This is a genomic window from Fangia hongkongensis FSC776 = DSM 21703 (assembly GCF_000379445.1).
GTDB lineage: Bacteria > Pseudomonadota > Gammaproteobacteria > Francisellales > Francisellaceae > Fangia > Fangia hongkongensis.
Map to the genome: position 1 here is coordinate 206855 of NZ_KB902251.1, position 23356 is coordinate 230210.

At 37.2% G+C, this 23356-nt stretch carries 12 protein-coding genes; 5 read left to right on the plus strand and 7 right to left on the minus strand.

From position 1 onward, the window contains the following. Positions 1-2: 2 nt before the first annotated feature. From tssI to A37Q_RS0107110, 6 genes are all read right to left on the minus strand, one after another. Positions 3-497 carry a type VI secretion system tip protein TssI/VgrG gene (gene tssI / locus A37Q_RS0107085; RefSeq protein WP_018299585.1) on the minus strand — a complete coding sequence of 165 codons (495 nt, stop codon included), beginning with the start codon at positions 495-497 and terminating at the stop codon, positions 3-5. 65 nt (positions 498-562) lie between these two features. Further along, on the minus strand, positions 563-979 hold the full coding sequence (gene iglE / locus A37Q_RS0107090) for a type VI secretion system lipoprotein IglE (protein WP_018299586.1): 417 nt from the start codon (positions 977-979) through the stop codon (positions 563-565). Continuing rightward, a complete protein-coding gene (locus A37Q_RS0107095) occupies positions 979-4359 on the minus strand; it encodes a hypothetical protein (RefSeq protein ID WP_018299587.1) in 3381 nt (1126 codons plus the stop codon). The genes iglE and A37Q_RS0107095 overlap by 1 nt, the downstream gene beginning before the upstream one ends. Then, complete coding sequence (locus A37Q_RS0107100) at positions 4356-7010, minus strand: hypothetical protein (protein WP_018299588.1); 2655 nt, start codon at positions 7008-7010, stop codon at positions 4356-4358. The genes A37Q_RS0107095 and A37Q_RS0107100 overlap by 4 nt, the downstream gene beginning before the upstream one ends. A gap of 9 nt (positions 7011-7019) precedes the next feature. Continuing rightward, complete coding sequence (locus A37Q_RS0107105) at positions 7020-11615, minus strand: hypothetical protein (RefSeq protein WP_018299589.1); 4596 nt, start codon at positions 11613-11615, stop codon at positions 7020-7022. A gap of 24 nt (positions 11616-11639) precedes the next feature. After that, positions 11640-16643 carry a hypothetical protein gene (locus tag A37Q_RS0107110; RefSeq protein ID WP_018299590.1) on the minus strand — a complete coding sequence of 1668 codons (5004 nt, stop codon included), beginning with the start codon at positions 16641-16643 and terminating at the stop codon, positions 11640-11642. A 479-nt stretch (positions 16644-17122) separates the two neighbouring features. Between A37Q_RS0107110 and tssB the strand changes: the two genes are divergently transcribed. From tssB to iglJ, 5 genes are all read left to right on the plus strand, one after another. Continuing rightward, complete coding sequence (tssB, locus tag A37Q_RS0107115) at positions 17123-17689, plus strand: type VI secretion system contractile sheath small subunit (protein WP_018299591.1); 567 nt, start codon at positions 17123-17125, stop codon at positions 17687-17689. A gap of 109 nt (positions 17690-17798) precedes the next feature. After that, positions 17799-19340: a type VI secretion system contractile sheath large subunit gene (gene tssC / locus A37Q_RS0107120; RefSeq protein WP_018299592.1), complete on the plus strand. Its 1542-nt coding sequence runs from the start codon at positions 17799-17801 to the stop codon at positions 19338-19340. A gap of 46 nt (positions 19341-19386) precedes the next feature. Continuing rightward, entirely contained in the window at positions 19387-20061 is a 675-nt protein-coding gene (gene iglC, locus A37Q_RS0107125; protein ID WP_018299593.1) for a type VI secretion system tube protein IglC, read from the plus strand. A gap of 21 nt (positions 20062-20082) precedes the next feature. Beyond that, on the plus strand, positions 20083-21255 hold the full coding sequence (tssK, locus tag A37Q_RS0107130; protein ID WP_018299594.1) for a type VI secretion system baseplate subunit TssK: 1173 nt from the start codon (positions 20083-20085) through the stop codon (positions 21253-21255). Between the two features lie 33 nt (positions 21256-21288). Then, positions 21289-22095, plus strand: a complete 807-nt coding sequence (gene iglJ, locus A37Q_RS0107135; RefSeq protein WP_018299595.1) for a type VI secretion system baseplate protein IglJ — start codon at positions 21289-21291, stop codon at positions 22093-22095. On the opposite strand, the gene A37Q_RS0107140 is transcribed toward iglJ, so the two are convergent. Beyond that, entirely contained in the window at positions 22085-23284 is a 1200-nt protein-coding gene (locus A37Q_RS0107140) for a type VI secretion system protein IglI family protein (protein WP_018299596.1), read from the minus strand. The genes iglJ and A37Q_RS0107140 overlap by 11 nt on opposite strands. Between the last annotated feature and the right edge of the window lie 72 nt (positions 23285-23356).

A 23356-nucleotide genomic window follows, 5' to 3' on the forward strand; every position in this document is an offset into this window, starting at 1 on the left:
ACTTACCCCACAGATGTTGGCATGCCTTTTAATGTAGCTGCAAGAGAGGCTTTTAGATCTAAAGTCATACTACTTTCAACACTGACAGCTTGATTGCCTTTTATGGAAACAGAAGCACCCTCGAGACTGGCATCGCTACTAGATTTAATGGCAACCCCTTTATTTCCTGTAATACTGATATTGTCTGCACTTAATGTAATCTCTCCATCTTTAATCGCAATGCTGCTACTGCCAACACCAAGATTAATACTACTGTCATCCAAGGTAATCGTGCTTTTACTCTTATTAACGGTTACATTATCTTTCGTGATTTTAATTGAAACATCACCAACAACCAAAGAAATCGTATTATCGGCACTAATGCCATAGGTATTACTCACTTGAATAGTGGCATCACCTTCGCTCTTGTAGTTTACTGCACAAAGGTCGCTATCACTTTGCCCCTTAACGTTAATGCCAAAACCATCTTTATTCATTGTAACTGCATGCTTGGCCATTGCTGTCTATCCTTTTATTTTATGTCCCTGAATTTGGAATGTAACCCCCATGCTAACTCAGGCTTTTATACTTTTTTCACCTCATATTGACTGATTGAGAACGATTCACTTGCTCCTTGTGGACTCTCTACAAGATATTTCCAGTTAGAAATTGGCTGATTTTTCATAATAAAGTAAATAGCAAGCGGTGCATCTTCAACAGTCATTGAAATACTTTCACTATCTTGATTGCCAAGTAACACATAGCGTTGAGTGCCTTTATTCAATGCTGATTGTGCAACCGTTGAGTAATTAGCAGTGACAAACTCTTTTTGCTCTACCGGCTGCATAACAATCACAGTGACAGGATCGTGTGATTTATCTTTTGCAACACGCTCTAAATTGATTTTCATCGTAGTTGAGTGATACCAAGGCATCAAAGAACAACCCGACAAAAATAGTAAAACGCTGATAACACTTAGATATTTAATGTATTTTTTCATTATGATTCTGCCTTAATTGCTTGTGGTTGCACTCTTTTTGTAATGAGTTTTAATATAGGAGATTTAATCTCAAAGCTTACCTGATAAGGCGCAACCTTATCGTTATCACCTTTCACCTCCCAAGTGCACACCCAATTTTTATCACATTTAGCATCTGCCAACATTTTAAAGAATGCCCATTCACCTTGATAGGTTTTTTGAAAACTGACATTCCCAGTATTTAACCAACCCACGGACACAGTTGGCTGTAACTGCCAAGCATAAGACAGTGGAATCAAAGCTTCATTTTGTGTGTTCAATCCAAGTGCTTGTGATCCACTTCCAGCTTGAATAAAGCTTAATACCATTTTATTTTTGCCATCGAGTGATACTTGCTTAAACGGCATTGATTTGACTTTAAAATCAATGTTTTTTGGCTTCCCAGTATCATCCCAAAGGGCTTTTTGCAAATGGAAGAAGTTGTTAAATGTTTCAATATATGGCGCCAGTGTTTTACGCTGATCACTGGTTAAAGACTCATCAACCACCCATGCATTTTTTGTTTTATCAAAGCTAATAAATGCCGATAGCAAACGTTTCATTTGGTTAAATACATCACCTTGCACACCAAACATGTCATTTAAAGCCTCTGCACTAATGGACTCTTTGGCATTAAGATTCAGTGGAAACTGTGCCTGTGCGAATGAAATTTTCGGTGTAACATCCTTATTCCACATCATTTTAATGTTTGAAATAAGCCTTTGTGCCAATGCACTTTTAATGGTGCTTAACGGCACATTGAAAAGCTTATAGACATTCGGATTACTATAACCCACTTTCGCAACCAACGTATTAAGTTTCACAGCCAAAGAATTTTGCCCTGAATCACTTAATTGCTCATAGGTTTTCATATAATTTTGAAAATCATTTTGATACAACGTATTACTAATACTCAAAAGAATATTCTTATAGTCTTGATAGTCTTTAGAGCTGACAAATGAGTCTAATCCTTGAAACTCTTTATTAATCTTATCAAGCGCTTTTGGTAATACCTGATCTTTAGAGAAAGTTGTATTTTTCTTGATGTAATCAAGCATGTGAGAGAACGGCGTATTATCTGATGTGATATCAATTAAAAACATCTGTAGATTATCAGAGGATACATCTGCCGGAAGTGCATTTTTGAGTACATAATTCAATGTATCAATATAGCTTTGCGCATAATTGGCAAGCGCTGCCTCTTTTAAGCGATCAAATGCTTGATAGTTAATATTATATTGACCAAACATGCTGGCAAGGAGTTTATAGCGCTCTAACAGTGGGTTGATCTCATCAAGTATAATGCTCTTGGTATAAGCCAAAGAGACTTTGGAAACATTACGTGAGAATACTGTATTGAAAGTATATTGGTAGTAATCATCTGCATAAAGAAGATTCAGATCTCCCCTGTTACTTTTTAGTACATCATATAAAATAGAGTTCAGCTCAGCGCTGATAAGCACACCTTTCCACTTGGATTTCTCAACAGAATACGCCTCGTTGCTGCTGAAGAACTTATCAACTTTCTGATTGTAATTCACCAGAAGATCAACGGCTTGTGCGAAACTTTTAACCTGCAACTCATTATTATTCGGAATCAAATCCTGCATGCTTAATAAGATGCTGCTATTATCACATCCGCCTTGTGTTTTCGGTAAGTTATTGGCAACAAAAGAGCCAAACTTACTGGCATCTTGTGATAAATCAATCTTCGTACTGGATAAAATATTCGGTAGCACATCTTTTAATAAGCATACTTCACGGTGCAGCACCACACTTTTGCCAATGAAATCTTTTAGCTGATTATTGGTAAAATGAAGAATGTTTTGCAATACAAACTGATCAAACACCTCTGTTGAGAATAAGTTTCTACTGGCGAATTTAAGCTCATCTGCACCACCTTGTTGCATATAACTCTGTGAGCCTATAGATAAGCGATCAATATCTTTAAACGTTGCATATTCATACATCAGATTAAGCTGTTCATCACTTAAGCCTGTCATTAACGTTAACAGTGAATTTTGATCTTGCAAACTATTTGCAACATCTGAAGAGTTAGGTGCGGCAAGTACTGCTAAAAAGACCGCCTTACTCACAGGATCATTGGTTGCACGCATCTTAGGCAGAATAATTTTCTTCAATAGAAACTCTGCATATTCTTCATTGAGTCGTGTAAAGCTGCCATGACCATATAAGAAACCCAAAACAAGCCCTTGTTTGTAAAGATTATACCATCTTGTATAACGCTGCTCTGCACTTCTTAAATCTCCCGAGGTGATATTTGCAAAAGGTGAGTTTTGCTTCACATAGTCGTTAAATTTCTGCGTATGATAAGCATTATAAACAAATGCAACTGTTGCAAATAAAGAAATCACAACCAACACCGAAACGGCAACATAACTCAACCGAATAGGCTTTTTATAAGACAATGTCGCACTGTCAAAGAAAGTATAATAGTAATTGCTATGATGAATACCGAAGTTCACATTAATAGATTCAAGCGTGTTTTGCTCTTGTGTATTTGATAACTCAGCGATAAAACTTGCCAAAGGCATAATGGCTTTTTCAATGGAAGCGGCAACCTGCATCGCATCTATAATGGATTCATCCAATGCATTATTTGTCACAATATGCGCTGAAATCTTATTGCGAATGCTCGCCATATTCTCTTTAATCGATTCAGCGACTTCTTTCTCTGTCATCCCGCGTTGAAAATTAATACTGGTTTGCTGTTTGACCAATTCAAAGAAGGATTTCATTTTCTTATCATCTTCTTTTAAATCAACCGTAAGCTCTAAATTAAATTCGTGTTTTTGATACAGATATAGCTCAGAGAGAAACTTCTGAAACAGAACAAACTGGCCAGGTTGATGTGCTTGTTCTGTCAAACATACAAGCAAAGTTGGCAGCTGTATTGCGCCTTTTTGGTAAATGCTTATCAGCATGTTATTCAATGGTACAGGGTTCACATTTTGCAAATCTTGCATGGAAATAACAAAGAAAATACGCCCCTCTTCAATCACAACCACTTGTGAGTCATTAAGCATAATACTCTCAGCACTTTCCAAATTTACAAAACGACCAATATACGACATCATCTGGCTGCTATCGCCTTCATATAGACACATAAAAGCAGGTAATGCCTTTCGCTTTGAGGTTTTCAATATCTTTTTAGTGACATCTTTGTACACATTAACTTTAGGTGCTGCTTTTTTCTTTTTCGCCTTCGGCAGCTTAATCTTGTTTTTAATCTGCTTCGCTTGGCGATATTTTTTAATCGCTAAGATAATAAACACCAATACTGCGGCAGCCCCAACCGCCCCAAATAACATCATCGCATATTTTCCAGTTAGTAAGCTCATTCTGATTCCTTTTCATCACTAAACATTAACACGACACCCTCTTGCTGGCTTAAAGAAAGCGCATTTGCCCCTTGGCCATCTTTCCCATTTTGCATTAATTGCAACACTTGATCATTGCTATCTTGTGTATAAGCAAGTTGGCATTCCTGCTGAGGCCCATACAAAGATTGTTGCACCATTTTTTGTGACGCTTTATCTTCAACAACTGCACTTTTAGATTGTCTTGCAGCAATTTCCACTACTTCGGCATTTAGAAAACGCACTTCAACATAATCACCATTTCTAAGTGGCGTGAATGAATTACTTGCTGAAGTTCTAAGTGGAACAGGCACAAACACAGGTGTTTTATTTTGCGGATCCTGATATAAGATCGTTGGTAAATTTACCGCATAAGTCAGCGCATTCTCTGATTGCCCTGAATAAACATAATCTTCAAGCTTAGATGCTGGATCATCAGCAAAAGAGCCCTCTGTCACCGTTTGACCTTTATAGAATTTATACCCATATTTCACACTATCATCAACATTCTCACCAATGGTAACCGCTGCCTCACACACAAAGCTTTGAAAAGGCACATACTCTGGTAAGTCATTTTCTTCGGAAAGTCCATCTTGCCAGATCGCCATAATATCAATGAAATGTGTAATGCCAGAGCTTTCCCCTACCATGGTAATTTTCTCAAATCTGTCTTTATCAGCTGTTGCATCTGGCTCATAGTTTTGTGACAGAAGCTTTTTTTGTAGCTCAACAATCGTTGATTTATTCTGCACAAGGCGAAATCCTTGTTTACTGACCAAGATGCTTTTACTGAAATTCGCAAGCGAACACTGCCACTGATCTGCATCAAGATTCATTGGATTATAACTTGGCTCGACAGGAACAAAAGGCATCATCTCTTTGAGTTCAACTTGATAGTAATACTCACAACTAGCTGCGCGCTTTTTCTGACTTAATAGCCAGTTCGTCGTATTTGTGGCAATTTTCACATCGCGCATCAAGGTATGCTTTACTGACTGAACTGCATTCAATGCAAGATACTCCTCAGGGTAAATGCCAGTCACTTGCGTGCAAACACTGTTATCCTGAGCCAGATTTAAAATATTCTCTGTTTTATTCCAAGGCGGCCTGACTTGAACATCAACCGCTTCAACCTGTAGTAAATCTCTTGAGGTAAGCGTGCCTTTTTCTGTATCTTTCACCTGAAAATCACTGATTTCATCATATAGATGATACAAAGCCTTGCCGTTAGCTAGTTTTTCATAATCATAAACCAAATAAACACCATAGCGATCAAGCGCTTCAATAAAGTAGTCATAAAAGCTTCTATCATGTGTTGCCACCGTAATTTGCTTTTGCTTCACAGCCAAACGCTTTGATTTTGCTGAGTCAATTTCAGCCCAATTTGCAAAGAAGTTATTTTGCTCAAACACATCCAAATAACTTTTATTGAAATCGACATACAATGGCTTATGCAAACGCCAAAAACTTTGTAACGCATCGGCAAATTTAAAGGTGAAAAAAGGCAATTTTGCTGCAAACTCACACGTTTGCGCATCAATATCTTGTGCCACAAGTGGATCTGTAAAGCGAAGATGATCATCATAACTTAACTCGGCAACACCCTGTAATGTTAGCTCTTTAACATACTTGGTGTTTTTCTTTTCAGGATCGTCGAACACATAAGTGTTCTCAATAGTTAGTGCAATTGATATTGGCTGATTTTGATATAGAAACAAATAATCTGAGTGAAACTTATCATCGTATGAAATTTGAAATTGTATCTCACCTGAAAATCCATAACGACAAAGCTCAAATTCAAGTTTAGTAATATGATAATTTGATAACATTAAGCCTTTTAGTTTTGAATATTCAGTATCATTTTGTGATGGATTGCTTACCAAAGATAGTGCAGTTGGCGCAAGGGTTGCATCTAATGGGTTTAACTCAGCGATGATCTTTTGCTCAAGCACAAATGCATCATATCCAACCACTGGCTTAATCTTCTCTTGTAAGAGGCGAAAAAGCTTTCGTGCCTGATTTTTACTGGTTTCACTTAAGGCAAAAAACTGCGAGAGTTTTGCAACCACTTGTTTGAATTTATATAACTCGGTGCGCGTAAGCTGTAGTAGAATTTCCTCGATTAACAACGACTCTAATTCATCTAACATTAAACTTGCATTGGCAAGCATGCCAGAGGTTGTTTGAAAATCAACCCCCAAAATCTCATCCAATAAGTTAATAAAAGTTAATTTCTCAAAGTAAACTTTAAAAGGGCGAATCAGATAGCGTGACAGCACTCCCGCAGATAATACATCCACCACACGCGCATAGGCAATACTTTGGGTGTAATTTGGCTTTTGCTTTGCTTTTAATAGCATCAGCATTTTCTGATGAAAGAGCTTAAGCTTATCGATACTGTCACTATTTAGCTCATCAACATCTTTCACCTGAACACAATCCAAGATACCATGAGAAATTTGGCTGAAATCATCCGCGGTTAATGCCATATTCGGCATCACTTGAGATAAAATCCCGCTTAACTTCTCATTAACATCTTGCGTGCCTTCTGAGCTACTTTCTTGCTTAGTCTGAGTATCTTCTGAGCTATTTTCTTGCTCAGTTGTCTCTTGTGCATTTTGTGTTTCTGGCATATTACACCTCTAATCTACATCCACTGTTTTATAGGCTCGCGTTGGATAAAAAGCAACTGTATTTGGATTGTTTTGTTGATCAATTTTTCCTGTAGCCACAGTTTCTGTCTTACTGAGCGCCAAAGAAAATTGCCCATTACTTTGATAACTGGTTATTTCACCTTGCAGTACTTTGCTATCATCCAAAATTAAATAGGCTTTCGTTAACATATACTGCGCCTCACCTCCAGAGAATACATCTTTAACCGCTTTTTGAGTGGCTCTCTCTGCAGGAGTAGTTGGATTAAAAGCTCCAAGGTAGTTGCTATAAGTTTGATCAAAACCTCCAAAGCTTTTCACTAACAATGTACGTTTGGTTTTACTATCGGACATCTTGCCTCGAAGCAAACGAAACTTCTCCACCTCCAAGGTACTATTATTACTTAAAAGCTGATCTTCTACATCCAAATATCCACTATTCCCCGCATACTTATTTAACAACTGGTAGTTCCCACTTGTCTCTTTAAAAGAAGGCAAAACATCATAGAATAACGGAGAAGTTCTAAGGCCACCTGAGGTTGTTTTTCTAGTAATTAATGCAATAGGGTCATTATCACCTCTTTTCTTTATGCTAGAGAACATTTTATTATCCCCTGTGAATTTAGTATAACCAGCACTTTCCCCAGCAAGCTTTAAGATCGACTCTAAGTATTCCTCTTGTGTGTCTTTTAACTTTCCAGCCACAGTCAACTGAATGCCGGTTCTATAGTTCATTAGCTCTGCCACTTTTGATCTTTGCATTTCATTTGTTTGTGACAGCATGCTCATCAATACTAATGATGGTTTTAGATCATCCTGTTTATAGATTTTTGCTAATGCCTCATAACGTGGCAGCTCTTCATCACTTAATTTTTGCATTGCAAGCGCCTTAAATACTTTATCCTTCCACGTAGTTAAAGCACAACCGTCTTTTTTAACAAAATTTGGTCGCGACATTGCAAAATCAAGATTGATTGCCACTTTTGCATAAAGACCCAAAAGTGTATGCATAATTTCAGCAGCTGTTGTAAAGTATGGCAAGGTGCTGTCACTTACGGTAATTGACTTTGCGCCAACCAGTGCCATAAACTTAGTAATATACTCACTTAAATAATACGACTTACCACTATTACAAAGTTTACAATATACCGCTAAATTTCCATCAAGTTCCCTGCTTACCCGCTCATCTAAAATTTGATCTAATTCATTACCTTGGTAAATAGGGATCGAGCCACCTGCTGTTTTTGTCTTTAAAACTTCTTCATTTAATTTTTGGAACAACTGATATAAGTTGACACAGTCATCCTTAATTAACACAAAGTCAATCAACTGGCGAAAATTCATTTCATTTTTAAGCGAGGAATCTTGTGCTGATAAGACAAGCTGCATATAAGTATAAGCTTTATCATCGCCATTAAATAATCCTAATACCTTTTGCGAAGTCGTTAAAGTTCCGACAGCGCCTCCCTGAGCTACAGTAAATGAATATGGGAGTGTCTCAGGGTTATACATCATTGCGGTGATTCGGCTTATTTCATCCTCAAATACAAAACTGGTTGCATCTGGCGTATCATCTTGTTTTGCTCTTAATTCTTTAAGAACTGTAATACCAGCATCCAAATAGTTTTCCATTGAGTCTTTAAATTGCTTGAAGCGCTTTTCTTTCAATGTGTCCTGCGCTTTTAAAACACTCTGATCATGAAACTCCACTAGTGTTTCACTCTCTAATTGCGGCGCATAAAGCTGTGGATTATTGACATCTTTTTTAACAACATCACACAGTGCAATATACCCTGTAATCGCTGGAGGTTCAGAAACATCTTCAATTTTTTTCACTTGTACATTTGTTGCCGCTACCAGCTCCTGAAAAACACTTAGACGCTCTTGTAACTTTAAGATCTTTCTTGCAGCCTGATAGCTATTTGTATGTACTTTGACACGTGTCGCATCATTTCTTAATGCCTCTTTCCATAGCTCAACACTCTTAGCCTGTGCACGGGCAATATCTTCAACATTCTCATACGTCTCTTTTAATACTTCATCAAAGTTATTGATAATTGTTTTAAAACTCTCTGTTTTAATAAATTCCTCTCCATATAAACCAACAACCTGCCTTAAAGCTTGCTGCACAAGATAGAGCTCAACCAAGCGATCATACTCTGTCATCATCGCTGCCACACATAAGGAGATTAAGAAGCGGAGATCTTGCTCATCTGCACGAAGATTTGCAATCTGATCAACAAGTGCCTCTTTCTCATCAGAAAATATAGCCCTGTCTTTTACATATTTACTTCCTTCTGATTGATCTTGTTTTCTAAAGATCGAACCATTTTTTAAATAATCAGCTAATTTTGTTTTTAACTCACCATCACCAATGTCACCTCTACTATGCCCCCCCTCTTTTTCATATAGATCCTGAGTTGAGAAATAGAGCATACTATGCGCTAGCTGCCAATGGACAACCATATCGTAACTACTAAATTTTGAAAACTGATTTAATAATCCCATTCTTGTTCTAAACATATGGTGTAAAAATGGCATTTGCTCAGGGTAGGAAGCTGAGAACATTTGCATAGTTAAATCAGAAACTTGTTTTATATGCGACTGATTAATACCAAAAACAAACTCATTAATAAATGCTGTCATTTGGCCATAGCATGCTTTACGGTAATCTTTACTGGCATCAAAGGTAATAACCTTTTCATTTGCTAAGACAGCCGCTTCAATTTCACGTAAATAGCCTTTTACCGCTTCCAAAGCTACTGGGTATTTTTGTACCCACAATCCAAATGCATCCTCTGTAGTTGTTTTAAAACAAACCAATAGATTCGCTACTGTCTTATTAACAGTTAGATTTTTTTCTACCGTTTGATCAGTATAGATAACTTCTAATGCGGGAACGGCCTGACTAATACTTTCCCCGTCATGAGTTAAGGTAAGTTTACTATTTGCAAAAACACACTTAACCTTAATGGCTTTTAGCTTCGTAATAACGCCATTTACTTTCTCTAACTCACCTTGATTTAGCTTATCTTCATCGACCATTAAAAAAGCAAAGGATGATGAGAACATTTGTTGAAAGTACTTCTCCTTACAACTGGTAATAAATATTCCACTATCAATAGCAGGATAGTTGGGAAAAATCAGCGTTGATAAGTGAAAGGGCATATTTTTAACAACATATTCCAAAGAGCGATCGGAGAGGCTTAATGCGACTTGATCAGAAGGCAGGCTTTTTTGTGCAAAGCTCTCAACTGCAATAACATAATCTTGAAACACTCTTAAATGTCCCTGAAAATCATATAGTTTGAAATAGCTTGAGATCACTGTCTGGCGATTATTTTTCAAAATACCAAAGAGATTACCCAATGATGCACTATCGACAAATACATCACAGTTTTTTGCTGATTCTTGTAACTGATGAATTGCATTAATTGACGCCATATGTGCACTATGCGCTTCATTTATATCTGAAGTACTGCTTTCAAGCTGCTGCTTGAATTTTTGAACCACCTCACCTTCTTTTAAATTTGCCAAAGTTCCACTGGAGTTCTCTTGAGAAGATTTTAGTGACTCCTGAATTAACTGTAGTGCTTTAATATTAACTAAGTTTGCAACCTCAGTATCTGTGATTTTACTTTGCGTCCCTTGAGCATACTTTGCCATCGCTTTTACAAGAGAGCCTTTCTTTGTTTGGCCTTCTGTTAATTTTTGCACAACTTTTGTAGCCTGAGTAGCGAGTTTCTCTCGGCGTTTTGCAACCTCTTCATCATCTTGTGGTTTTCTGTATTCCTGTTGCAAAAACTCATTTAAAAAGTGAATATGATACAGCGCAATTGGCACGATATTAGCAGAACCAAAGCTACCTGAAACTGCCATTTTATCATTATGACAATTCACTCCCGGAGCACATAAAATTTTAATCAAGTGGCTGGTAATAACCGCTGTTTTCCAAAGTTTATCATCATAGATAATCCAAAGCTTTTTCTCTTGCGAGTAAAAGCAACCACTATAGAGCTGCTCACCATCTTCTTGTGTCATCTTTTTTGCATCTTCATTCATGGCAAGCCATTCATAATACGACACATATTCATGATACAGTGATTCCAATACTTTGGCGATCAGTTTGACATTCTCACTTTCAATATTCTCATAATTAAAGGTGAGAATATTCTTAAGCATCCTTGGGTTAAATATGTCAGTAATATAGGCATTTTTCCCTAAAAACCAATCAGAAAGGCGTATTTTGACCTTTTGCCCAAAACTTAGCTTCTCTTGCACTTTTTCAAACTCAGATTGTGAAACCTGAGAGCCCATTTTTACCGCAACATCAAAAGCACGCTCGTTATAGCCTGAGCTGACCATCTTCTTAAGCCATAGTTTTTTCTCATCAAAGAATGCTCGATATGCCTCAGCTTCAGAGGGCTTGGCAACGATGACAACCGTGTCAAAATCGGCTACTGCATACTTTGCTTCTACCTCCTCAGAAGCACTAAGACGTTTTCTTACCTGTGCGTAACCATCTAGCATTTCATTGGCTTTTGATGCCATTGTGGCTAATTGAATCGCTCCTGTTAATAAACCCATTGCAAACTCCTTTTTACGATTAATTTATGATAATGCCCCATTAAAATCATGAAAATATTTTTTAAGCTTATATAATCTTTGACTCGTATGAGAATAGGACTGCACCTTAATAGAATCATATTTTTTAAACAACCCATTAGGGTCAAGTAGATCCTTACCACTGAGCTCGGAGTCAAACCAGTTTAAGCCTGAGTCTAGAGCCATTCTTTCACCAAGAAACACTCCTTTACCTTTCGATTCACTCGCTGACTCATACACACTTTCATCTAATAATCGATTCATGGCCGTTTGATGAGCACTTTTTTCTGTTGATTCCGAGGCAGTAACCAGCTCGAATGGACAAACAAAATCACTGTTAAAGGCCTCATATAATTGTCTATATATTGGCTCATACTCTGTGTCAATCAGCCCAAATTTATCTAACTTACAATCCGTAACCTTAAGAATTTTTTCAGATAGCCCTTTTGAGTTTACTGTTGTTTTTGTATCAAAAACATACGAGGTTTTTGCTAAATAGCCCATCATTAAAACACTTGCTGCAACAGTTATAGAGCTAGTGTGATCAGGCAATGAGCTCTTGTTTATAGCTTTGCTACCAATTGCATCCAACAGTATCTGAACTTCTCGATTAATTAAAGTATAAAAAGCGGGGTAGGATAAAACAGTTAGTGCATGTTTTAGGTTTTTCAGCCTCACAGGACGCCCACTGTCGCTGCCAGTCACCGCTTTTAAAAACTTGCCTGAATAGGCCTGACTATTTGACATCCGTGTAATAGGAACATACTCTGACTCTGAGAAACGCTCTGGGTTCCAACCTAATTGTCCTTTATCTCCTGAGCCGAATATGCCACTAGAAGTGGTAACAAAATCTGGTGCAGTTACCGATAACCCATTTTTAACAAACTGAAAATATGATACTTTTCTCTCAGCAGAAGTAGATTTAGGTATCATAACACCTGTTGCCTTTAATAGTTTAACAACATTTTGAGCACTTTGATAAAGGCTACTTGAAGCCAGTCTTTCTTGAATATGTGTAACGCTTTGTGAGGCTCTGTATTGGATTCTGGTGCTAGCACTCTCTTGCGCTGAACGCACTGAAAAAATCTCAAGCAAAGCTTTTAATGCTTTATGGATATTCTCTTGAATAACGGGGATAGTAAGCTCAATTTGCTGTTTCACTGTTTGTCGTTTTGAGGCATCACAATCTGTACATAAAGCTTTAATCACCATTGCCTCTTGGACAGATATTTCTTTTTTACGACAACGCTCTTCTTCATTAAGAGCTTTTAACGCAATGGGCTTAAAATTAGTACCAAATGCTTCAAAAAAATCCTCCGTATTAGCTGAAAGAACAGTATATAAGCCAAATAGGATATAGTACATAGGGCCTGGCATATCTGCCTCATCATAGCGAAAATAATCAGCAATATTATCAATAATTTGATTATAGCGGACATCATCCTCAATCCCTTCAGACAGCGTCCCTGAAAGAGGCTTTATTTTTTTATATAAAAAATCAGATTGTAAAATAGTGTAAACCAAAATGGCTGTAATTGTTTTTTTCATTGCTTTTGGCTGTAATTTAAAGCTTGAAAACAATAATTTCACCTGCCTGATTTGTTCTAACAAGCTTGCACGCATAGGGTTATCTTCTTCATCAAGGAAGTGTAACCATATTACCAATTTATTAAAGTCAGTTATTGTAAAGTGTCCTTTTCTCGCATCTTGCGCTGACTCTAATAACAGCCAGTCAATCATATAATCAGGACGATAGCCTAATACTAACTCCTTATTAATATCCATAAACAACTGTGAAGGTGTTGCATACTCTGTATCATCCTCAGTTAATAGGTAATCTTGTCCTTCATCATCTAGAAAAGCACACATTAAAAACTTTGTATCAACACTAGAGAGCAAAAAGTTGCGAAGCGGTATTGGATGTGTGCTAAAAAGTGTCCACATTCCACCTCTTAACATGCTATAAAAAAACATCTTTGTTTCAAGAGGGTACTTATGCTCTGAACATATTTCAGCCACCTGTTTCTCTAATGCCTCCTTTTCTTTTTGGACATTAGACTCCATGGACTCTTGTGTGATAATCGCAGAGTTAACAAAAGTCCCATAGTCAAACTCCTTTCCAGCTTGAGAATAAGGCGCTGCTTTTATTTGCTGGTTAAGGTAATGATTAATATTGGTCAATAAAGTCAAGTATGCTTGTTGTTTGATTTCGACCTTTTCCTCATCATGAAGATACATCTTGGCTTTTTTAACATAGGTTGCGGCCATATTTCCATGCTTTTGTAAACTATTTGACAATACCATTAAGCGCGGTTTTACATCGACATATACTTTCTTCAACGATTCTAGCCAATAATTACTATCAATCGATTCAGCATAACGCTCAAGCTCTGGTAAAAGCTGGTATATTACTGCCTCAAGCACTTGCCCTAGACTTTCCTCATCTTGATACATTTTTTGCAGTTGATCGGTAAATGCAGGCTTATGGAATATCATGCTTCCATATTGCTTAATCATACTGGAAGCTGAACGCTTTGCAATATCCAACAAAACTAAACGCTCAAATACCGAAATCATAGTTGCAAGAGACAACGCTAAAACTGGCAGCAGTGCATCTTTAGAATTTTCTGCAATTGCCTTAACAACTTTATTTCTTTGCGCATCTTCAATAACTTCAACTTTTGATTTATCAAAACACTTTTGATAGCGTGTAATATAATTTGTAATTAAGGTTTTTAACTTCTTATCAACACCTTTATCCTCAACATCATCACCACTAACGTATAGATGTTTTTTTATTGCTTGGTTTGCTTTATCCACAGAATCTCTTGCATAATGAGATACAAAAGAGTGCACACACATGCTGTAGGTATAATCTAAAAGCAGATAAAATGGTGTTACTCCTGTAATTTCAAGTGATTGAGGGCTTAATGCTGTGCGCTTTCTAAATAAAAACTGAAGCATTGGCATTTCAAGCGGAAAACAGCTCGAAATGACTTTTTCCAAGTCATCAGAACTTTGCTTCATATGTTTTTTCACTTCACCAAGTGTTTCTTCTTGTAATAAACTTGATACATCATCACCAAAACCTTTAGTTGACTCAGAGTCTTCTCTAGCACTTTCAACAATCGCACTTTTAGGCTTCGCTGCCATTGCTACGATTGTCAACACTTTATCAACCCAAGCCTTAACAACTGGAATTTGCTCTATATCTACAAATTCAACAAATAGTTTATCTAATTTCACCTTATTTGAATTAAATCCAGCAACACCTGAACTTGCTTTCCCTAGAGAAATTTTATAAGCATCTGGCGACTCTTCTACACCAAATAATAAAGAAAGGATTTTTGCCTTATTAGCCTCAATATTTCCAAACTTAACATTCACGATTTCGTAAATATATGTTTCTGGCTTTTCAGTCAAGTTTACAGATAGAGTAATTTCAATTTCATTATCTGTATAACCACTACCAAGAACAGAAGTAAGCTTCTCATTTTCCTTGATCCCCTTAACATCCTCAAAAAAAGCATCGTAATAAACAAACATCTTAAGGTATAAATGGCCAATAAAGGTGTTTAGCAAGGTACTATTTAATGAAATATCATTATAGCTAAACAACAATCGCATAATTGGTCTGACTAGATCATAATAGTAGTTCATAAGTGGCATTGACTCATGAATATGCTTTAGCATTGCCGTTGGCGCGCCAGATTCCACTTTGTATAAAATGCTTTGAAAATATGATTGAGAAAGCCTTGCCACTTCAAAAGGTGGAATGGCCTTTTTAAATTTGCCACCTAAATCTGAACCTCCCAACATGGTGCTGCCAAAGTTGCCACCAAAGAATTTCCATTTCTTAGCATTTGGGTTTTCTTTCATCATCTGTTTAGAAGCTTCGATTGCTTTGGCATTTTGCGCTAAAAGTTTTTGCATTTGATCATAATGCCCCTTTTGCTCAGCGACATCATTCACAAATGATTTTACCTGCGTCATGCTGGAAGAAATATTGCTAAAGGATTGTTTCGCAAGCAAGCTTGCAACGCTGGAAGATGGCGCGGCATTCATATAAGAGACTTCTTTTACCTGCTGGTCGCCCACACTGCCTAACACATTCGATATTTTCTTAAGATGTGCGTTACTACTTTTCCCTAACACCTCAACTAAATGTTTGGTTGCACTTCTAAATGACTCAGATCGTTCAGTTAAATTCTTTTCTTGCTTTTGCTCCAAAAGTGGAATGGCAATAGAGGTCACATATTCATTTAAATGATCAACATGCGCATAAAGTGTTGGATAAACAAGACCACCATTTTGATACAAATAGTGTGTCATATTAAGCATATTATACAAGTGATTGGTAATCATGAATAAAAGCACAATATCCAAAGAAACAAAGGTATAAACTGTGCCACTTTTATTAACCATCGTCGAGATATCAGCATCACTTTTGGCTTCAGAGAGTTTCTTCGGATCTAAAGAGTTTGCCGTATGAACTTGCAAAAAGGTCACAAGATCAGCGAATACCATAATTAAATCACGTTTTACATCATCAAGCTCAAAGAAGTTACTACCTGTGTCGATGCGCCCGCTTTTAGAAGCAATAGCAAGCTTATAAGGCGCAAGTCCATCAGTTAGAAAAACACGCTTCCCTGTAAGGTAAGCCCACATTTTCTTAGAGGTTTCACGAATTCCCCAACTTTCAGACAAAAAACTATGTGCTGCCTTTGAGTTTTCGCTACCAAATTGCATGCGACATTGTAAAGAATTTGTTTCAATTGTATTCAAAGACCCCTTAAGTCCTTCTTGTATTTCGCTTGTTTTTCCATCAAAAAATTCCACGTATTGCTGAATGATTTGTGGATCGACAACGATTAGTGAAACATCTTCAATTTTCGTATTATCATTGACCTCTTCAATGGAGCCAAAACTATTATATGCTTCTTGCATCGTCTGATACCCAAGCTTTGCAACTGGTGAAAAGCTTGCAATCGAAAATGGCATTCCTATCATGACAATAATCCTTTATTTCTATCCGTGACACTCACCACCCATATTTTATCTGTGAAATCGTTTCAGATAAATATGAACTACCCATAATTAATCTACCCAGAATTTTGCTTGTTGGTCAAGCAAAAAGAATCGCTTGTCAGACAACAAATTTAATAATCGCCCAAAGTGTATATGTAAATTTACTATTATATCATCACAATATTTAATAAACCTCTGCCGCATTGCACAAAAATAATACAGCTAAAAATAAACATGCTTAATTACGTAGTATTACTGTTTCTATCAACAAGAAAGAATAAGAGAATAAAATATTTGTTTCTTTTTTGGTGCCAAAGGATTGACGCCAAACAAATTATGCAGGTATAGTAAGTCTTACGAAGATTGGTCAATTGTGTAACACAAAAGAGTTAATTTCTCTACACAGATTGAGACAATCGCTAGGGAGTGTATCCACACAGACAATAGATAAGGATGTAACTATGGCTGTTAATAAAAAAATTCCTCAATCACGTTTAATGATCCAATACGACACTCGCGTCGAAGGTGAGCCAAAGAAAAAAGAGCTTCCTTATCGTCTTTTGGTAATCGGGGATTTATCTAAAGGAAAATCTAAAGATGCGAAAAAAGAATTTGAAGATCGTTCGGTTCGCGTGGTTAAAAACGGTATCGACGCTGCTCTAAAAGACATGGATATTTCCGCAAATATCAGCGTTCCAAACAGCATTAACCCACAAAAATCAGCAATGTTAAACATTAACTATAAGTTTAACTCTGTGGGTGATTTTCAGCCGGATAAAATCGCTAAGAAAGTGCCAGAATTAAATGCACTACTAAAGCTTAAAGAGATGCTTTCCTCTTTCGAAAAGGATATTGATAATAATCGCACTTTGAAAAAAACCATCGACAAAATTTTCTCCAACAAAGAAGCACTATCACAGCTTAAAACTGAGCTTCCTCAATTGGATAGCTATCGCTTGCATTCACCAGAGCCTGAGGCATTGGAAGGTGAAGTACTTGAAAAAGAAAAGGAAGAAGATAACCAGTAGCAATGAATAGGTAGCACCGCTACTTATTATTAAAAACTGGGGAGTTTTCATAAGTGAATGATAAAGACACAGAAGGTCTTCAACTTACGCAACGCGCAAGGAGTACAAAATGAGTGAAACAACGACTGCAAGCTCAACTGCATTAAATGATATTTTCACCCTGTTCGGCGGGTCTGAAAATGAACATAAAAATTCTTTGGCCAAGGTTGATGTTGATATTAGTGACAACATGCAAGCCATTTCAAACATCTCTGATGACTATTACGCACGCAACATCGCAGCCCTTGCGCTTGTGCTTGCAAATAATGATGAGATTGTAAACTATAATAAAGTATACGTACAAAGAGCCATCGAGCGCATTAACGAAATCATTGAAGCACAAGTAAATAGCATTATCTCTCACCCAGATATGCGCTATCTAGAAAACCAGTGGCTACAATTAAATGAATTGATGAAGCACGATTATGACAATATTGATGTGGCTATTTTAGATGTTTCTAAAGAAGAGCTTCAATATGACTTTGAGCGTAATTTATATGACATCTCCAGTAGTGAGCTATTTAAAAAAGTATATGTTGCAGAGTATGATCAATACGGTGGTGAGCCATTTGGATTGATGCTTGGACTATATGACTTTAAAAATACAATGGATGACATCACATGGCTAACCGGAATGGGGATGGTTGCAGAAAGTGCTCATGCGCCATTTATCTCTTCAGTTAATCCAAGCTTCTTTGGTGTGAATGATATCGGCGAGCTTAAACAAATTAAAAGCTTTGAAACGTTACTTGAACATCCACGCTATAGAGACTGGAATGCCTTTAGACAAACCGATCAGGCTGCCTACATTGGTCTTACGCTTGGTGATTTTATCTTAAGACAGCCTTATCATCCAGTGAATGCCCCAGTTGCTGACAGCCGGATGAACAATTTTGTTGAAGAAGTCAATGACTATGAAACAAATGGCGCCTATCAATGGGGAAGCGCAAGCATCTTATTTGCTAAAAACGCCATGCGCTCTTATGGAAAAACAGGCTGGTTCCAATATATTCGCGGACCTGAGAATGGCGGTTATGTAAAAGATTTGATTGCCCCTGTTTATAACATTCGCGGCTTTGATGAACAGCGATCTGCTTTGAATATCTCTTTGCCAGATTACATGGAGCTCTCCCTTGCAAACATTGGCATCATGCCTGTTATTGAAGAAAAAGGCACGCCAAACTGCTGCTTCTTCAGTGTTAACTCAATTAAAAAGGTTGAAGAGTTTGTTGATAACTTCGACTCAATGAATTCACAACTTGTTGCCAATATGTCATACACGTTATGTATCTCAAGAATCTCACATTATATTAAGTGTGTTATTCGCGATAAGATTGGTAGCATCACAAGCACTGAAATTATTCAACAACAATTATCAGACTGGTTGAGTCGTTATGTAACGACTGTTTATCAACCAACTGCTATCGAAATGGCAAAATATCCGTTTCGTGCCGCTGAGATCAAGGTGACAAATATTCCTGGTAAAGCAGGCTGGTATAAGTGCAGCATCACCGTGCTACCTCATATCCAGTTTGAAGGGATGGATACCACTTTGAAGATAGATACCCGCCTTGATCCGGGTTTATTTGCCGCTGAGGAAGGCGGTGAGTAAAATGCATCAAACTATCAATGTCTAACGTAAAAAAAGGAGTGTAACTATGTCAAACATTGAACCTAAAGTACCAAGATCTGTGGTTTTAGATGCAAAGCCGTTAAGCTTTCGTCTAGGGGAGGCTGATTTTGCAGGGAGTCATTCAAGACCTAGGGTATGGGTTGACTCATGTACTATCTTGGGACAGGATATGGGAAAATATCTATTTGCAATTGAAGGCGGGCAAGATTTAAATGAAGTCACTTCACCAACTGCAGCGGCAAACCTGATTGAGTTCCATCTTTCGGGGCCTCAAATGAAGGCAAATCTTGAAATCACAATTGGCTTACCACTTAGCCCATCAATAAAGGAAAAAATCGAAGCACTTGTCTCTTCGGTAAAAAAATCTGAAGCTGATGACAATACCATTAAGTTCGGTACGGTCAACACAAAGCAAGAGTATAAAAATGATGACCAATGGGGACAGATCGTTGATATATCTGAACTTGTTGTAACACCTATTGAAAACTCTGGCTTTAACATTGATATGCAACAATATGGTTTCCTAGGTGGTTCAACTGCCTCTGCTGATTACTATATCTTAACCATTACTGGCATTATGGTTGATAAGTCCAACTTCTCAAAATCAGCACTTGATGTTGAGCACGGTAACAGTACTGACAAAGGTCAATATGGTCTACTTAGTATTGATGAGTCAGCAGCAACGGCAACCGCATCTTAACAACCTAACAAGAAAAAACATATGTACACTCGCGTTCATTGGCAAGACGGTGCTTTACTCACCGCGAAACATTTTAAAACGCAAGACCTGTTACAACAGCAAAATATCTTTCAAAGCATTAGTCTACCTTATCAAATGCACTATGGCATTCTAAAGCTTCATTTAGATATTCGTTTGTTGCAGTTAGGCACTGTTAAAATCAATGAACTTGAGGTGTACACAAAAGAACATCGCCTTATTAAAGTTTCCCAAGATACTGCTTTAAAGTTTTCATTAGAAGAAGCGAACACCTCCTCTGTTGTTTCTATTTATCTTAGTTTAAGTGAGGAGAATACGGATAAAAATGGACTGACAACCACTCAGCTATTACCAACACTGACAGACAATATTGACAATCAAAGTATTGAGTGCCTTAAATTGTTTGAAGTGGTTAATATTAATGATGTTTGGCAGCTTAATAACTACTCCACAGGACTTATTAGCTGTGACAGTTACACCTTTATTGCTATTTTAAATGACATAGACAAACTGGTGAGTTCATTGACACACTTTGCCGCCCATCAGCAGCAAAACCCACATACTTACTATCTACTACAACTGCAAATTCATGAGTTTTGCCGCTTATTAAATAGCATTAAAAGCAAACCCATTCATTTTCACCCAAATGCCCTTTTTAATGCAATTGAGTCACTTTATTATATGGTTTCAACCATTGAAAACGCCCCGTTTAGCGAAATCATTTATGACTTCTACCAGCCTAATAAAAGCTTTACAGAATTACTGCAAGCTTTTTATGAGTTATTGAAAAAGCCTATTAAACAACAGTTTGTTGCACTTGAAAAAGAAAATAATGCTTATATCGCTACAGAGCTTGATGCTGCTTTTGTCAATGCCACACAGTATTATCTTGTTATCCGTAAGCGTAATGAGCAAAGTGCACCAGATATTAACATTAAACACTTAAAACTAAGTAGTGTTGAGCGCAATAAACATGTTAATCAAATGTCGCTCTCTGGTATCCCGCTTGAACGTTTACCAAATAATGGAATACACCAGCTGCATGATGCCTTTGTCTATCAGACATATCGCTTAATTCCAGGTAGCGAGCTTGATTACACTTTGCGTGAGAAAAACATTATGTTTAAAAACATAGAAAACGCACAACATTACCAGTTTTTCTTATATTACCGCTAAGAGCAAACAGTATAGAAATAGTAAGGACGCCCAATGCAGGATACCTCCAAGCTCTCAGAAACTATTTCACAACTACATACATTAAATAAGCGCCTCAATATCTCAGAGCTTTTGCACATCATTTATGAGCACGGCATTGAGGCCAAAGATGTACGCTTTGTGCCTATCTTTTCAATGATTCCAGAGAATGAATTGATTAAAGATATTATTATTACCAGTAGTGGCGTTTATATCTATATTCATCTCTCTAAAGTACCTGTATTTGCAAAGATGCTGAACCTTTATCATCAGGCAAATAAAAACGAGCAATACCGCACTATTGATATTATCACAAAGGCCTGCTCTTCATACTTACACCGCTATTTTTACGGGTTAAATTTAGGCTGCAATAGCAAGTATTTAAACTTTTATCATCATGGCAATGGACTCTATGGAATACATGATACAATTAGCCACTCAGCCGCTATTTTATGTACTGCCTTACAAGCAAAACTCGCCGATTACACGACATTTTTTCACATTACAAAAGAGCGTATTTGCGATAAAGCTCTAGATACTTACCTAAGCGAAAATAGCACTCTTAGCTTTATGCACTTATCAGGAAAAACCCCTATTGATAAATCAGTTGTTAACATTACCATTGTGCTTGAAAACTACAATGCACACTTGATTGATATGCTAACTGATCGCATCTCTAACGACCCTTATTTACAGAAAAATACAACTTACTTGTCTTTAAAGCTTGCTTTTATTTCTCAAGAAAATGGTATCACAAGCTATCTTAATGCCGCTAAAGTTGGCCAAAGCACAATTAACGGCACCCGAGTTCTTATTTTGTAGAATCAGAAAGCCCAGCGGAATCCCAGATATCTTCAATCTCATTTAAAATACCTTCTATTTCCTCCACCTTCTCTTGCCTTTCCATTGACTGGGATGGTTCAGCTTCATCACCCTCTATTTCATTAAAGCTAATCTCCTCATCATCAGGTAAATTTGCATTCTCATCTAATAAAATATTATCATCATTGTGCACTTCATCTTGAAAGCTTCCCTCAGTGAATTGCTCTGCATGGTATGAGTTTTCTGTCATCAATGGCAAGTCTTTCAAAAAGCGCATCTCATCAACATCATACATTTGTTTGGCAATATGCCACTGGAGTGAATTTGAGTGCATATCAATATATTCATGCATCTTGCGCGCATTGGGGGCAAGCGTTTTATATAGTGGAAAGAATAATCCCGGAAAATATTGTTTAGGGTCAAATTTTACCAACTCTCCTTGTATATCCTTATACACAATTGCCGCTTCAAACAAACGCTTCTCTTTAATGAGAATTTGCAATATCGCAATTTTTTTAACCAGCTTATACCACTTTGCAGAAGCAAACTGATCCACCCACGCATGTTTTTTCTCAACATCCGCAATAATGCTCTCAGCATCATGCGCACTTTCTTTATCAGCTTTAGGCTCTTCCTCTGGCTCTGGCGCCTCTACATTCATCCTATCAACAATTACTTCAACCTTCTTGAGCACTTTTCTCATGTTAATGACATTTTTTAGCGCATCAATCTCAACACCACCTAAGTTGGCACTGTATGCTAAAAGCTTCTCAGCAACCTCACTTAAGGCTTTGGCATCAAAGTTTCCAACTGATTTAATCTCTTCATTCACCTTAAGCTCAAACATCTGGGCAAAGGCTTCAATGCCATTTTTAAGTGTGGCATCAAACCGATCAATAGGTGAAAGCATCCCCGCGTGCTGATGTAATATTGCCGAGTATAAGTTTAGCTTTTCCTCCAGCGCTTCAATTTTTTTGCTCGTTGTATACAAATCAACGGAAAAGGCAATAAAGAGAATATAAACATCCAACGCTTCAGTCTGATCAATATAGTTTTTTATGGCCTCCTGACAAAGCTGATATTCCCCCTCTTGAAAGTTCTTCACTACCCCACTCATCAACATTGGATTGACGCGACTTTTTAATTTTATATCCTCCAACTCTTGAAGGTAGCTCATTAAATCTTTCATTATTGATATCCTTATTTCTAAATCACTTGTACTTCAAACTTAAAACAGTGATTGCTATTAGTGTAAGAGCAA

Excerpts from the sequence above, each read along its gene's own strand:
- A37Q_RS0107095 (WP_018299587.1), bottom strand. The coding sequence starts at position 4,359 with ATGAGCTTACTAACTGGAAAATATGCGATGATGTTATTTGGGGCGGTT.
- tssC (WP_018299592.1), top strand. The coding sequence starts at position 17,799 with ATGAGTGAAACAACGACTGCAAGCTCAACTGCATTAAATGATATTTTC.
- tssK (WP_018299594.1), top strand. The coding sequence starts at position 20,083 with ATGTACACTCGCGTTCATTGGCAAGACGGTGCTTTACTCACCGCGAAA.
- A37Q_RS0107105 (WP_018299589.1), bottom strand. The coding sequence starts at position 11,615 with ATGGGTTTATTAACAGGAGCGATTCAATTAGCCACAATGGCATCAAAA.
- tssB (WP_018299591.1), top strand. The coding sequence starts at position 17,123 with ATGGCTGTTAATAAAAAAATTCCTCAATCACGTTTAATGATCCAATAC.
- iglE (WP_018299586.1), bottom strand. The coding sequence starts at position 979 with ATGAAAAAATACATTAAATATCTAAGTGTTATCAGCGTTTTACTATTT.
- iglJ (WP_018299595.1), top strand. The coding sequence starts at position 21,289 with ATGCAGGATACCTCCAAGCTCTCAGAAACTATTTCACAACTACATACA.
- A37Q_RS0107110 (WP_018299590.1), bottom strand. The coding sequence starts at position 16,643 with ATGATAGGAATGCCATTTTCGATTGCAAGCTTTTCACCAGTTGCAAAG.
- tssI (WP_018299585.1), bottom strand. The coding sequence starts at position 497 with ATGGCCAAGCATGCAGTTACAATGAATAAAGATGGTTTTGGCATTAAC.
- A37Q_RS0107140 (WP_018299596.1), bottom strand. The coding sequence starts at position 23,284 with ATGAAAGATTTAATGAGCTACCTTCAAGAGTTGGAGGATATAAAATTA.
- iglC (WP_018299593.1), top strand. The coding sequence starts at position 19,387 with ATGTCAAACATTGAACCTAAAGTACCAAGATCTGTGGTTTTAGATGCA.
- A37Q_RS0107100 (WP_018299588.1), bottom strand. The coding sequence starts at position 7,010 with ATGCCAGAAACACAAAATGCACAAGAGACAACTGAGCAAGAAAATAGC.